The sequence below is a fragment of the Algoriphagus yeomjeoni genome (assembly GCF_049821175.1).
GTDB classification, from domain to species: domain Bacteria; phylum Bacteroidota; class Bacteroidia; order Cytophagales; family Cyclobacteriaceae; genus Algoriphagus; species Algoriphagus yeomjeoni_A.
In genome coordinates this window covers 2,106,823-2,120,813 of record NZ_CP187512.1, presented here as the reverse complement: position 1 = coordinate 2,120,813, position 13,991 = coordinate 2,106,823, and the positions used below count along the sequence as shown (strand labels likewise).

The 13,991-nt window shown below is 40.8% G+C and carries 10 protein-coding genes; 3 read left to right on the top strand and 7 right to left on the bottom strand.

The window, feature by feature from the left end; translation table 11 throughout:
* Window positions 1-71: 71 nt before the first annotated feature.
* The 4 genes from ACPUEN_RS08355 to ACPUEN_RS08340 form a co-directional block, all read right to left on the bottom strand.
* Window positions 72-2,705 (bottom strand): valine--tRNA ligase, encoded by a 2,634-nt coding sequence (locus tag ACPUEN_RS08355; RefSeq protein ID WP_425639644.1) that lies wholly within the window; start codon window positions 2,703-2,705, stop codon window positions 72-74.
* A 291-nt stretch (window positions 2,706-2,996) separates the two neighbouring features.
* Window positions 2,997-3,497 (bottom strand): GreA/GreB family elongation factor, encoded by a 501-nt coding sequence (locus tag ACPUEN_RS08350; protein ID WP_425639642.1) that lies wholly within the window; start codon window positions 3,495-3,497, stop codon window positions 2,997-2,999.
* Between the two features lie 105 nt (window positions 3,498-3,602).
* Window positions 3,603-3,971 carry a DUF4260 domain-containing protein gene (locus ACPUEN_RS08345; protein ID WP_425639640.1) on the bottom strand — a complete coding sequence of 123 codons (369 nt, stop codon included), beginning with the start codon at window positions 3,969-3,971 and terminating at the stop codon, window positions 3,603-3,605.
* Between the two features lie 72 nt (window positions 3,972-4,043).
* The gene (locus ACPUEN_RS08340) at window positions 4,044-4,616 is read right to left on the bottom strand and encodes a Crp/Fnr family transcriptional regulator (RefSeq protein WP_425639638.1); all 573 of its coding nucleotides are present in this window, start codon (window positions 4,614-4,616) and stop codon (window positions 4,044-4,046) included.
* Window positions 4,617-5,069: 453 nt separating this feature from the next.
* Between ACPUEN_RS08340 and ACPUEN_RS08335 the strand changes: the two genes are divergently transcribed.
* The gene (locus tag ACPUEN_RS08335) at window positions 5,070-5,981 is read left to right on the top strand and encodes a mechanosensitive ion channel family protein (protein ID WP_425639636.1); all 912 of its coding nucleotides are present in this window, start codon (window positions 5,070-5,072) and stop codon (window positions 5,979-5,981) included.
* A 505-nt stretch (window positions 5,982-6,486) separates the two neighbouring features.
* Here ACPUEN_RS08335 and ACPUEN_RS08330 read toward each other — a convergent pair.
* The 3 genes from ACPUEN_RS08330 to ACPUEN_RS08320 all read right to left on the bottom strand — a co-directional run bounded on the left by ACPUEN_RS08330 (window position 6,487) and on the right by ACPUEN_RS08320 (window position 10,470).
* Entirely contained in the window at window positions 6,487-7,254 is a 768-nt protein-coding gene (locus tag ACPUEN_RS08330) for a CDP-alcohol phosphatidyltransferase family protein (protein WP_425639634.1), read from the bottom strand.
* Between the two features lie 227 nt (window positions 7,255-7,481).
* Window positions 7,482-8,456 carry an NAD(P)-dependent alcohol dehydrogenase gene (locus tag ACPUEN_RS08325; RefSeq protein ID WP_425639632.1) on the bottom strand — a complete coding sequence of 325 codons (975 nt, stop codon included), beginning with the start codon at window positions 8,454-8,456 and terminating at the stop codon, window positions 7,482-7,484.
* 124 nt (window positions 8,457-8,580) lie between these two features.
* On the bottom strand, window positions 8,581-10,470 hold the full coding sequence (locus tag ACPUEN_RS08320) for a CocE/NonD family hydrolase (protein ID WP_425639630.1): 1,890 nt from the start codon (window positions 10,468-10,470) through the stop codon (window positions 8,581-8,583).
* Between the two features lie 328 nt (window positions 10,471-10,798).
* Between ACPUEN_RS08320 and fahA the strand changes: the two genes are divergently transcribed.
* Both fahA and ACPUEN_RS08310 read left to right on the top strand, forming a co-directional pair.
* Entirely contained in the window at window positions 10,799-12,067 is a 1,269-nt protein-coding gene (gene fahA, locus ACPUEN_RS08315; protein ID WP_425639628.1) for a fumarylacetoacetase, read from the top strand.
* Between the two features lie 269 nt (window positions 12,068-12,336).
* On the top strand, window positions 12,337-13,863 hold the full coding sequence (locus ACPUEN_RS08310) for a hypothetical protein (protein WP_425639626.1): 1,527 nt from the start codon (window positions 12,337-12,339) through the stop codon (window positions 13,861-13,863).
* Window positions 13,864-13,991: the final 128 nt, after the last annotated feature.

The following is a 13,991-nucleotide window of genomic DNA, read 5'->3' as shown; positions in this document are numbered from 1 at the left end:
AGCCCGGTTGAATTTGAGTTCAACCGGGCTTCCTTTTTTAGTTTATATTGTTTTACCAAGAGATTTTTATCCTATCCCAACTTCGCCAAACTCTCTTCCAAAGCCTTAATTTTAGCTTCAGCATCTGCTTGTTTCTTGCGCTCCATTTCAATGACCTGAGCAGGTGCACCAGCTACAAATCGCTCGTTGCTGAGCTTTTTCATCACTGAATTAAGGAAGCCTTGAGTATAATCAATCTCTTTTTGAATGTTCTCCTTTTCCTCTTCAACATTGATGGAATCGCCCATTGGGATAAAGCACTCATCAGACTTCACTACGAAGCTGATTGCATTCTCTACCTTCTCGCCAAAATTCAAAGAAGACAAATTCGCCAGCTTATTTAAGACAGCTGAGAATCGTCCGTACAATCCTTCATTCTTGGTGTTGATGGTCAGATCAAAGGATTCCTTTGGAGACATGCCTTTAGAAGCGCGAAGGTTTCTTACCTGAGAAACAACCTCAAACACCTGATTTGCTTCTTCGATGATTTTCGTATCAAATCCTTCAGCCTCCGGCCATGAAGCCAAGATTAAGGATTCTTCCACAGATCTTTCCTTGATTTGGTGCCAAAGTTCTTCTGAGATAAATGGCATGAAGGGATGCAAGATCTTCAGGATATCTTCGAAAAGAGCAATGGTCTTGTCGTAAGTTGCCTGATCGATAGGATGCTGATATTCCGGCTTGATCATCTCTAGGTACCAAGAGCAGAAATCTCCCCAGACCAACTTGTATGTTGTCATCAGAGCATCAGAAATTCTGAATTTTTCATAGTGCTCGTTGATTTCTACCAAGGATTGATTGAATCGATTTTCAAACCATGCTATACTGGAAGCATTATCCCCTCCATCCAGACTTGGATCGATTTCCCAGCCTTTTACCAAGCGGAAAGCATTCCAGATCTTGTTGGTAAAGTTCCTTCCTTGCTCCACCAATTTGTCATCGTATGGCAAATCATTTCCGGCAGGAGAGGAGAAGAGCATTCCTGTTCTCACACCATCGGCTCCGTTTTGAGCGATCAGATCCAAAGGATCCGGCGAATTGCCCAGCGATTTGGACATCTTTCTGCCCAATTTATCGCGAACGATACCGGTCAGGTAAACATTTTTGAATGGCTTTTCGCCCATGTATTCGTAGCCAGCTATGATCATACGTGCCACCCAGAAGAATAGAATCTCCGGTGCAGTCACCAAATCATTGGTAGGGTAGTAATATTTCAGTTCCTCATTCGGCTTGCCCGTAGTGAATACTTCTGGGTCAAACACAGAAATAGGCCAAAGCCAAGAGCTAAACCAGGTATCCAATACATCTTCATCCTGCTGTAAATCAGCTAAGGTAAACGTACCATCAAATTGCTCATTCGCAAGTTGCAGGGCTTCCTCAGCAGTTTTAGCCACGACAAATTCGCCGTTTGGAAGATGGTAGGCAGGAATTCTATGTCCCCACCACAGTTGACGGGAGATACACCAGTCGCGTACATTGTCCATCCAAGCGCGGTACATGTTCTTGAATTTCGGTGGGTACAATTGGATAATATCCTCCATCACAGCCTTTTGAGCAGGTTTGGTGATCTCATCCATCTTCAGGAACCACTGCAGAGAAAGCTTTGGTTCGATGACTGCATCAGTTCTTTCGGAGTGACCTACATTGGATTTGTAATCTTCTATTTTCTCCAACTGGTCGATTTCCTTCAGTTTCTTACCGATCATCTTTCTTGCAATGAAACGATCTTCGCCAACCAAAATTTGAGCTTTTTCATTCAGCGTTCCGTCATCGTTTAAGATGTCGATCACTTCCAGTTTATGCTTCAGTCCAAGTTCGTAATCATTGATGTCATGAGCCGGAGTTACTTTCAGACAGCCTGTACCAAACTCCATATCCACGTACTCATCTTCGATGATTGGAATGGCTTTGTTGATTAGAGGAACGATTGCTTTTTTGCCTTTTAGATGGGTGAACCTTGGATCATTTGGATTGACACAGATGGCCACATCCGCCATGATCGTCTCAGGACGTGTGGTAGCGATGGTAAGGAATTCATTCTCCGTTCCTTCGATCTGATACTTGATATAATAGAGTTTGGATGCAATTTCCTTGGTAATTACCTCGTCATCGGAAAGGGCAGTTTTTCCTTTTGGATCCCAGTTCACCATACGGATACCGCGGTAAATTTTCCCTTTTTGGTGTAAATCCACAAAAACAGAAATCACAGCATCACTTAGATCCGCATCCATAGTAAAGGCTGTACGATCCCAATCACAGGAAGCTCCGAGCTTCTTCAGTTGCTCGAGAATAATTCCACCGTATTTTTCTTTCCACTCCCATGCATGCTCCAGGAATTTCTCACGGGTAAGGGACTTTTTATCGATTCCCTGTTCCTTCAGCAAGTTTACTACTTTGGTCTCGGTAGCGATCGAAGCATGATCAGTTCCTGGAACCCAAAGCGCATTTTTGCCCTGCATTCTAGCTCGACGGATTAATACATCCTGAATGGTATTGTTCAGCATATGCCCCATGTGCAGGACGCCTGTGACGTTAGGAGGAGGCATGGTAATCACGTAAGGTTCCTTGTTAGGATCTACTTTCGATGAAAAAAGCTTGTGCTCCATCCAATAAGCATACCACTTGGCTTCGGTAGCTGCTGGATCGTATTTGCTGGCAATAGACATATTCGGATTAGTATTTAGAGGGGCAAAAATAGGGAAAAAGCCAATTTCGGAGGCATGATTGGACGATCAATTACAGGAAGTTGGGAAAATTGATTGATACATGGTGAAGGTCTCGACTCCGCTCGACCTGACACAGTTGTTGTCACCCTGAGCGAAGTCGAAGGGTTTTGACCATTAAGTACCCAAAGAATTCGCAAAGGGCGCGGCGAAGTTATCCTGCTTCTCCAGAAGCTGGATCAAAAATTTAGTAATGCTGTTTGGGATTTCTATTCCTGAATTTCACAATATCTATTAATATTTAATCCCCATTACCTCAAAAACCCTATCCTCTTTTGCCAACTTTAAAAGGGCCTGTTCTCCAACTTTCTTGCCTATCAATATCTTGGCAATAGGGGAGATGAATGAGATCTTATTCTTAGCTATATCTGCTTCGTCAACTCCTACAAGCTGGTAAGTCTGATGCTTAGAGCTAGTGCCAATTTTCAGGGTAACAGTTGCTCCAAATCGAATTTCATCTTGAGGCTGGTCGGTTAGATTTACAATTTTGGCAATGGCAATCCGCTCTTCGAGCAAATGAATTTTTGCATTGATGAAATTTGAAGCAATGCGTTTTTCCTGTTCCGTAGAAGCTTCTATAGCACTCTTTTCATTAATCAACGCTTGCTTTTCTGCAAGCAATTCTGACATTCCGTTTTCTGTGATGAAGTTGGTGACACCCTCAGGTAAATCCGCTCTTGGTGGTACAAGAGGTGTTTCTTCCTGATCATCTTCTTTTACAAATCCTCTGCTCATAGCGTGGTCGTGATTGTCTAACCGTTATAAGGAATAGAAATGGGATTAAGTTTCATTGCCATGTGCCTTAAAAAGAGCACGGGGAAGGTTTATGCGTTAGTTGTATTAATCCCAATCACCCTTTGCTTTCCCAATTCTGCCAAGATGCGTATGGTGAAAACTATCGTTGAATTTCAAACCATAGCCCATTAATCTGTCAAATGAAATGTGGGCGAAAAGTATGATCCCAGCAAGCATCAAATATTTACTTTCAAAAGCCAATCCATATAAACCAGCACAGACAGCAAGTAATCGGTGATGGAAGAGATTATAAGTAATTGCTCCAATCTTAGGACTAAACAAATAGCCGATCATTCCGATATCTGGTAGAAGCAATAGTGCTGGAAACCACCACCAGGCCAAATTTAAAGTGCTGAATATGTAAATGCTGAGTAGAAATATACCTGCTTCTTCCAGTTTTAATAAGTTCCTCATTGTTAAGTGATTTAGTGTTGAGGCAAAATTGGGAAGTAGTAAGCAGAGCGCTCTTGATAAATATCAAGAAGTTTAGCTGAGTTGTTTATTTCTGATTCTGCTGAATGTTTCCGGAGTCATCCCGAGCATGGATGCGATGTATTGGAGCGGAACCTGATTGAAAAGCTCTTTATTATGCTCAAAGAAGTGAGCATAGCGTTCTTCGGCAGTCATGGATAAATGAGTGAAAATCCGGTCCTCTAAAAAGGTAAAGCATTTGGCAATAAACAACTTTTCGAGTTCATGCCAATTCGGGACTAAGCTCCCAATGGACCTATAAGCGGTACCGCTGATGGTGTAAAGCTCTGCATCCGTCAATGCCTCAATAGTCCAACGAGCCGGACTTTGAAAAAGTAAACTCGAAAGATCAGTGACAAAATAACCTTGAGTAGAAATCCATTGCGTTACTTCTTTACTTTCAGTCTGCTTATACACTCTCAACAGTCCTGATTTTATAAAACTAAGTTTGTTACAAGGTTTTCCTGTTTTCAAAAAGTAGTCACCCTTTTTTAGTGTTTCAAGATGAAAGTGTGAGCTTACTACTTGCAAACTATCCTCGGGCATCACGCCAAAATAGCTTTTTATATTTTGTTCGAGTTCTGTCATTTCGAAAGTGAAAATAGTATAAATGGATATAATTAACTGCAAAAGTCGCTGAGTCCCATTAATGCGGGATGCGCGAAGCTTTAGAGTTTCTATGGTGCTCTATATGCTGGCTCAAAACCTAAAGGTTAGTTTGTGAGCAGAAGGTACTTATATAATTCCGATAGCTGCATCTACACTTCATTATACGTTCAGAAAAGCAATTCAATGTTTTGAGATCAAGAAGTGTCACCAGCTACATGATTTGGATTTGTCTTACAAGTATTTTATTTTGAAGAGCTTATCTGACTTTGCTATTAGGGTTTTAACGATAGTAATTAGCCAATTTCAAACTCTGCTTTTTAGTATGAAGATGTTCAATTGTAAACATTTTTTTTATGGCAGGTGTTATTTTAATCTTGATGCTTTTAGAATAGGTACTGAATTGTCTTAGAGATTTACCTCAAAAAACTAATTATGCAAGACGCACAAGGAATAGAGGAAAAGTTTTCTGTCAATGATGCGATAACTGATCTTTGGACCAAGCTAGACGGATGGTTAGATGCCATCATTTTGAAATTGCCCAATTTCGCCGTTGCCATTTTGGTCATGGTCATTTTTTATTTTATAGCAAAAGGCGTCCGAAGTCTTGGTAAAAAGGTTATCTACAAAAGGATATCTGACGAAGCGATAAGGCAAATGGTAAGTAAGCTGGTATTCGCTATTATAATTTTGATTGGATTCTTTGTTGCGCTAGGCGTGATGCAGTTGGATACCGTGCTTACTACGATTCTTGCGAGCGCTGGTGTCGTTGGTTTAGCAATCGGTCTTGCATTGCAAGGCACTTTGAGCAATACGTTTTCTGGCCTTATGCTTTCATTCCAGCCAAAGATCAGACTCGGTGACTTTATTGAAACCAATGGTATGCAAGGTTACGTGACCGAAATCAGCCTTAGAAATGTTGCAATTAGGCAAACCAATAATGAATATGTAATCATTCCCAATTCTATTTTTATTGATAACCCTTTTACAAATTACTCGCTGACTGATAGGTCACGGGTAGAAGTAAGCTGTGGGGTTGGTTATGAAGACGATTTGGAAAAAGTTGAAAAAATGGTTCTCGAGTTGATCAAGGAAAACTTCCCGATAGTAGAAAATGAGGAAATAGATTTTTTCTTCACGGAATTTGGGGATAGTTCTATCAATTTTGTGACAAGATTTTGGATCAATAGCATCAAACCTAAGCCAAAGTTAGCGGCTCAACATAAAGCGATTATGCTAATCAAGAAGAAATTCGATGCAGAAGGAATCAATATTCCTTTCCCAATCCGCACCTTGGATTTTGGAAAAAATAAATTACAGATGGCGCCAAAGGAGGAGAAAGTCTAATGTAGTTTATGGGTCTCTAACGCTAGGCACGCAGTTTTTAGAGTTGTCTTAGTTTATCAGAATTTGGTTATGAATTCGAATTACAATAGGAAGGTGTAGTTCCATACAATACCTAGCCGGGGTGACTTACTTAACCTCAGTTTGATTATAGATTCTCAAAAGCCCTGATTTAATAAAGTTAAGCTTGTTGCAGGGCTTTCTGGTTTTCATAAAGTTGTCACCCTTCTTAAGTTTTTCTAGGTGAAAGCGAGAGCTAACAGCTTGCAAACTATCCTCACGCATCATGCCAAAGTAGGTGGTTATATTTTGTTCGAGCTCGGTCATTCTGAGAGTGAAAATAGTGATTTTTTAACCACAAAGGTCGCGGAGGATTACGCAGAGGGTCGCAGATAGGAGGTTGTCCTGCTTCTCTGGAAGCTGGACTTAATCTGAATTATAAGTTTGGTTTAATAGGAAATAATACTCCAAGAGCACTATTCTTTTTTACGGAATTATCCCACAAAACTCAATGTAATACAGTTCTCCTGATTACCACGAAGACTAAAATCAAACTGGAATATGCGATGAAAAATGGAATTATATATGCCTCCAAATTGAACCACAACATAATTGACATTAAGAGAAGCTGAAACCCCAGTCCGAAGGTTGAAAGCATTGTCATAAACCATCTGGGAAATGGCTTGCTATTCATTGCTTTTCGATCGAGATGATAAATCGTCTTATCAAAAGAAATATAGAGCAGGTCATAGATTTTATAAAATCGGTTGACTGTACTTTGCTTTTCTCCTACCATAGCAATTGGTGCTACGTCCTCAAAGATTCGGCTGGTTTGGTCACCATGTACCGTATTTCTAAGGATGACATAGTAGTAATTATACAGTGTGCCTTGTAATTGCAATCCAATAAAAGCGAGTAGCATATAGCCGATTTTGCCATCCGTAATATGCCAGAACGCAAGGAAAAACAAGAAATTCAAGATGATATCAGCAATGGAGTCATAATACCTTCCGATGTAAGATGGTGTGTTTTTTATCCGCGAAAGCTCCCCGTCTGCAGCATCTAGTATAGATTTCAGAATAAGAAAGAAAGCTGCAGCTGCATAGAACTGAAGCAAGATACAGGCTATCGCCAAAGCTCCCGAAACAATAAACCAGGAGGTGACTTGCACAGGGGTAACTGATGTGTCTTTTAGTGCGTTGGCGATCCATCTTGCACTTGGTCTTCCGTAATCTGATAAATCTAGGAATTTGTACGCTTCTGGTAATTTGGACATAAATGGTCTTCTATCGGGGCTGTTTGACGTCCACTTGCAATGGAAGAATAGCCTCTCGATTAGATTTGGGGGAAATAACCCGTGAAGATACCATTAATTTAAATGAGGTCTTTAAAAACCAAGAGTTCGAAGGTTTTGGGTTATGCTGCTTCTCCACAAGCTCTTTTTAAATATAAAGTGCTAAGATGAATTCGAAGATTTCACATCATATGATTCCCTTACTCTAATCACCCACTTACCTTTATCACAACCTTTCCCTTATGCTTTCCTTCTCCAAAATATTGAATTAGTCTAGGGGTGTCTTCAAGTGGATAAGGGCCGTCTATTTCAGGTGTGATTTTATTTTGGATTACTAGTTTGGCTATTTCATCCAGCCCTTCATTAGGTTTAAGGCTGAGGATCTTAAGCTTTTTTGAAGTGAATAAAGAAAAAATCTTACCCCAAAAAAGTACTGAGATCAAACTGCCAGGGTTGCCCCCAATGGTCACATAGACTCCAGTTGGTTTTAAAGCTCTTAGGTATGAAAATGGAGATTTGTTTGTTTTACAGTCTAGGATTAGGTCGTACTGTTCTCCAGTTTTTGTGAAGTCTACCTTTTTGTAATCGATCACCTGGTCATAGCCAAGTGACTTCATCATATCCAATTTCTCGCCTGAGTCCACTCCCGATACTTCACAGTTGTTGAGTTTGGCCAGTTGAAGCCCTATGGTGCCTACACCTCCACCGCCTCCATTGATGAGCACTTTCTGTCCTTGCTTTATCTCTGCTATACCTCGGAGTGCTTGCATGGCTAGGGTAGAAGCGTGAGGAATGGCAGCTGCTATTTCAAAACTCAGTTTATCAGGCTTGAGAAGAACGGCATCCTCAGGTATGTTGATATACTCCGCAAAAGTCCCAAATCCGAAATGTGAAATATCGCCATATACAGCATCACCAACTTTCAGCTTGCTCACCTTTGATCCTATACCCTCAACCACTCCTGAAAGCTCCATCCCCGTGATTGGATTTTTAGGTTTGGCTAGGCCAAACATCAGTCTATACAAATAGGGCTTGCCGCGGACTAAGCTCCAGTCATAATCATTGATTGCAGTAGCATAGAGTTTAATCAAAACCTCATTATCCTTAGGAGTCGGGAGTGGTGCTTCTTTCAATTGTAGCACTTCCTCAGGTATTCCGTACTTCTCAAAAAATATAGCTTTCATCAGTTTTTTGTTTTTCAATGATCTGGTTGAAAATAGCTAATCTTTAGTTTCTACAGTTTCATAAAGTCAAAAAATAAAAAAAGGAAGCATTTCGGCTTCCTTTTAACTATCAATAGTGATAAAATTATTTCTTTACTATCGGTAACACGATTCTACTCAGACTCTTTCCACCATGATGAATCGAGTTGGTGGCGACGATTCCTTCGGTTTCGTCGTAGGTATTTCCACCAGTATTCATATTTCGGTCAAATCGTGGGAAGTTGGAACTGCTGACTTCGACACGGATTCGATGACCTTTATCGAAGTAGTTGGAAGTGCTCATTGGAGTCATTTTGATTTCATAGACTTTCCCATCTTCCATCCAGACTTCTTTGTCGTAGCCCTCACGGTAGCGAACTCGCTGAATTGTTTCATCCAAATTATAAGCTTTGCCGTCTGGATGTACATCGATTAGTTTGATAGTAACGTCAGTGTCCTTGGCATCTGAAGAGAGGAATAAGTAGGACTCTATGAATCCCGAAACTTCAATTCCTTCTTCCAAAACATCAGAAGTATAAACAAGTATATCATCACGCTTCTCCATCTCAGACTGATCTTTGGAACCTCCGCTTCCATCAATTGCATTTCCAGTACAGCAAACATTGCCGCCGTAGGAAGTCACAGGATTCATTGGGTCGTATTTGAAGGTATCAGGATTGTCTTTTTTAGGCTTTTTAGGAGTTAGTTTTCCATTTCCATTAAGCGTATTTGCTTGTCCTTCAGAGTCCAAATACATAGTAGTCATGACTGCTTCAGCTGGTGGCCATACGTCTGAAGTTTGCCATTTATTTGCTCCCATTGTGTAATACTGTACGCGTGGCATTTCCTCCATGACTTCAGATTTCTCTCCTTTAAGCCATACATCAAACCAAGCAGTGATGATCTCATCGTAATTCAATCGGGCATCACCCACATTCAGATCGCCTACCATGGTGTTTTCAGAGGCGCGGGTATAAGAGCAATGCAGTACTGGTGCGATCACCAAGTACTGATTATCTCTTGCCATTTGCGAAATGGCATTTTCGCGAGCATGATTGAAGAGTGCAATGTTTGGCCCGGCTGATACATCAAACCAAGATACAAACCAGAAACTTGGCTTGTCAAATGGCATATCATCGTGATACAATCCTCCTTCATACCATTTGGGATCGTTTGGCTTACGCGTGATCATTTCTTCGTAAATACCCATAGGTCCATTCTGATGTCTGATGATGTCCTGAATGGGAAGGTGTGCCAATGCTTCTTTGGAATCAATTCTCGGATACTCCGGGGACATATCATAAAAGCGCTGGAGTCTTAGTAAGTCTTTCTGACTGATGTCTTTTGGTAATTTTGGTGCCATTGGATCATGCTGTACGCTATAAAGCCAGTTTGTAAAAAGCATCTGACCAGCACCGCCTCTATACCAGTTTCCCTGCTCATAAAATCCACCTACCCGGCCAACACCTGCACCATAACCTTGGGGTACAAGCGCCGCCAATGCTGGATGATCCAGTGAAGCCACTGCCATTTGCCACTCAGCAGTGGAGGAGCAACCTAATGTTCCTATTTTGCCATTGCTCCAGTTTTGCTTGGACATCCACTCAAATGCATCGTATCCATCGGTCAATGGGACGCCAAGTATGTCCCAATCTCCTTCAGAAAAATACCTGCCACGCTCATTTTGGACTACATATGCATAACCTTTTTCTACCCATGAAAGGGCAGTTTGCATGGTGCGGGTATTCATTTCTCCATTTCCCCAGGTGTTAAAGTTGTAGGGAGTTCTAGAAAATACGATTGGGTATTTACCTTCTCCTTTGGGGCGATAGATATCAGTAGCCAAGCGAACACCGTCTCGCATAGGCATCATGACTTTTTGGTCTACTATAGCGACTTCCTCAAGCTGATCGATAATGCTTTTTTCCTGAGAAAAAGCAACCGATACTAACAATACCATGAGGATAGTCAGGCAAAATTTGTGAAGGTTTTTCATTTGTTTATAAAATTAATTTAAGTGAGGGCTAGGAACCATTAAAGACTTAGGAAAGCCAATTGATATGAACTTTATTTTGGTCAGATTTCATTTTTTCAGAGTTTTAGTCGGTACCTAAGTTAGCAAAGTGCTTGAAAACAGGGTGAAATAATTGATAATTGGTTGATTTTGTAGATTGGAATTAATTGAAATTTAGCTCTCTCGGGTCAACGGTCAAGTAGCCAAAGACTTATAGCCATACTTGCGAAATGAAATCCGGCTAGTTCAGCTTTTGCACTTTTCATTTCATATAGAAAGGCTAAATTTGCAGTCCTAACGATTTTTACCAATGAGCGACAGCCCAAGCAACGCCCTGACTACCTGGGTGGAAGTAGCAAAAAATTCAGATTTTACAATTTACAATCTCCCTTTTGGAGTTTTTAAAAACAAAAAGCTTAGTCCTCGCATCGGGATAGCAATAGGCGACAAGATTGTTGACTTAAGCATTCTGGATCAAGAGGGATTCTTTTCAGACATGTTTTTACCTGAAGGGATTTTCTTAAGCGAATCTCTGAATGAGATGATAGGATTGGGAAAAGTAATCACTAAAAAAATCAGAGAGCGTGTTCAGGAACTGCTTTTGGCAGATAATGAAAAGCTAAGAGATCATTCAGCCCGCGGTAAAGTAATGCTAAATCGTAAGGAGGCAACTATGCTGTTGCCTGTGAAGATTGGAGATTATACGGATTTCTATAGCAGTATGGAGCATGCTACGAACGTTGGCAAAATGTTTCGCGATCCAGAAAATGCGCTTTTACCTAACTGGAAGCATCTTCCTGTAGGTTATCATGGTCGTGCTTCGTCAATTATTCCATCTGGATCGCCAGTGATCCGTCCAAAAGGTCAAACCAAAGATCCTGAAACAGGTGCTCCGGTATTTGGCCCAAGTAAAAAGTTGGATTTTGAACTGGAACTTGCATTTATTACCGGTAAATCTACCAAGCTTGGCGATTCAGTTTCTACAGCTGACGCGGAGGATTATATTTTTGGTTTTGTGCTATTCAACGATTGGTCTGCGCGGGATATTCAGGCATGGGAATATGTGCCTTTAGGTCCATTTTTAGGAAAAAGCTTTGCTTCTTCTATCTCTACCTGGGTGGTGACTTTAGAAGCTTTGGAACAGTTCAAAGTAGAAAGTCCCGTTCAGGAACCAGAAGTTTTGGACTATCTGAAATGTAATAAACCACATAGTTTTGATATACAGTTGGAGGCTTATATCCAGCCAGAAGATGAGAAAAGCAGCAAGGTCTCTACTTCCAATTTCAAAAATATGTACTGGAATGTGGCTCAACAATTAGCGCATCAGACAGTCAATGGTTGTAATATCAATGTAGGTGACATGATGGCTTCCGGGACGATCTCTGGTAAAACTGAGGATTCTTATGGTTCAATGCTTGAGCTTTCTTGGAATGGACAAAATACGGTAAAGCTTGATTCAGGTACTGAGCGAAAGTTCATAGAAGATGGTGACACGGTAATTATGAAAGGATTTGCTGAGAAGGATGGAGTTCGGGTTGGCTTTGGTGAAGTGAAAACTAAAGTGCTACCCGCGAAGTGATTTGCAAATAATACTAATATAAAACCTTGATTTAGTGCAAGTCAGGGTTTTTTTGTGCCCTAATCCTACCTATTTTTTCTTCAAATTATTAAATTGGATAATCAATTGAAATTCAGATGATTAAATCTGATCGTATTTGAATGGCGCAAGTTGGTTCTCGATAGTTTTAGGTCATTTAAGTTGACAAATCGAGATTTTAGATTTCAAGACTGTCTCATTTTTTTTGGGAGACAACTACTTCTTTTCACATTTCATAATTATTTAAAACTATGGCTAAGCTTAGAAATTTATCTATTACAACCCCATTACTTTTTGCTTTTCCTCTACGGAGTGAATGGGCAATTAATCCAGTTGACATCAATAAACCTATGACCGAAGGAGATTGGGAGGGAGCTGGTAGTCTCAAGTTCTCCAGAGGATTTGTGATGGCAAAGAACGATGCTAATTTTCTGTACCTCACTCTCGATGTGGTATCTGATACTGGGAATGACAGCAGTACTAACGATTATTTTTGGCTGACTTTTGACAATACTAGGGATAGAGCGATCACTTCTAATATAGATGTGAACTATGGACTTTACCCAGGTCAGCCGAACAAACTCGGTAGACAGAAGTACCTAGGTCCTGGACAATGGACAGGTTTACTTTCCGATCCTTCCAATTCGGCAGTGGTTCAAGAATTTGGTCCAAGTCCGAACTCAGAAGTTTCTCATAGAATCTGGAAATTCAGAATAGAACTTAGCGAGATCAACGTGTCGCTCTCTTGGCCGTTGAGTACGCCATTTACCTATTTTGGGTTTAGGGTAAAATCCAGTAATCCTGGGTTCACAACGGATTTCCCAGGCAATTTTTATAAGGATTTTACCAAACTTCGACAGCTTGTCCTTTCTAGAAAGCCAAGTATTCCTTCCAGTTCATTAGGCCATTTGATAGGAAGTGTAGGATTGATTCCTGCAGGTAAAAATACGGCTGATCAGGATATAATAAATCAAACTACCGGTCGTGCTACAACGGAGTCCAGTTATTCTCTTCATGTGGAAAATGCTGCATTTGGCGGTACGCTAAACTTGATAGGGAACCGTGCCAAAATGATATCGCTGTATGGTGCCAGCAATAAGAAGTATATGGTAGAAATAGCCGGTCCGGGAGGAGGCACCTACCAGAAGTTGATCAGCAATTGGTCCAATTATCGCTGGACGGGTTCGAACTATGCTTTGGAGTCTTTTGCGCCAAATTCATATGGATATTATGAGCTGGCAAATCCAAGTACGGATTACTCCATCGATGACTTGCTTATACAGTTTCCTACTTCTGGATTGTTACCAGGATTGTATACTATAAAAGTCACATTTTTTGTAGGAACTAGCTACAGACCGCTTGAATTCCAAGAGTTGAAATTATATATAGACAATCATGTGCCGGCTACGATAATCGAAAGTGTAAAACATGGCAGGAGTGAAGTATCGGCTTGTGCAATAGAAAGCATAGGAGCAGCACCGGATGGATTGAATTTCCGTGTCACAGCCAATGATCCAGAAGGTAATCTCCGTTCTGTAAGTTTTCATGCCACCTACGGGGAGGGTCTGACTACTTCAATCTATTACGAAGGATACACCCCCTCAAAAGGAAATTGGGAAGGATTTGTAAACAAATTAATTCCTGAGTCCGGGAATTGGCGACCACCTCAATCCTGTGCATATAGTTTTGTGCTGACCGCCTCAGCACGGACAACCGACGGATACAAGTGGATAGGTAAAAATTCTATTCATCGAAATCTGACTTTACTTCTGGGATAAAAAGGTTAATGGCCCATAAATGAAAAGCCACTTCTACTCAGGAGTGGTTTTTTTGTTTTTACAGAGTGAAACTTTCCTTAATTAGTATTGTGCTCAAGCTCAACTGAATGATTACAATATCAGTTTGC

Excerpts from the sequence above, each read along its gene's own strand:
- ACPUEN_RS08355 (WP_425639644.1), bottom strand. The coding sequence starts at position 2,705 with ATGTCTATTGCCAGCAAATACGATCCAGCAGCTACCGAAGCCAAGTGG.
- ACPUEN_RS08350 (WP_425639642.1), bottom strand. The coding sequence starts at position 3,497 with ATGAGCAGAGGATTTGTAAAAGAAGATGATCAGGAAGAAACACCTCTT.
- ACPUEN_RS08345 (WP_425639640.1), bottom strand. The coding sequence starts at position 3,971 with ATGAGGAACTTATTAAAACTGGAAGAAGCAGGTATATTTCTACTCAGC.
- ACPUEN_RS08340 (WP_425639638.1), bottom strand. The coding sequence starts at position 4,616 with ATGACAGAACTCGAACAAAATATAAAAAGCTATTTTGGCGTGATGCCC.
- ACPUEN_RS08335 (WP_425639636.1), top strand. The coding sequence starts at position 5,070 with ATGCAAGACGCACAAGGAATAGAGGAAAAGTTTTCTGTCAATGATGCG.
- ACPUEN_RS08330 (WP_425639634.1), bottom strand. The coding sequence starts at position 7,254 with ATGTCCAAATTACCAGAAGCGTACAAATTCCTAGATTTATCAGATTAC.
- ACPUEN_RS08325 (WP_425639632.1), bottom strand. The coding sequence starts at position 8,456 with ATGAAAGCTATATTTTTTGAGAAGTACGGAATACCTGAGGAAGTGCTA.
- ACPUEN_RS08320 (WP_425639630.1), bottom strand. The coding sequence starts at position 10,470 with ATGAAAAACCTTCACAAATTTTGCCTGACTATCCTCATGGTATTGTTA.
- fahA (WP_425639628.1), top strand. The coding sequence starts at position 10,799 with ATGAGCGACAGCCCAAGCAACGCCCTGACTACCTGGGTGGAAGTAGCA.
- ACPUEN_RS08310 (WP_425639626.1), top strand. The coding sequence starts at position 12,337 with ATGGCTAAGCTTAGAAATTTATCTATTACAACCCCATTACTTTTTGCT.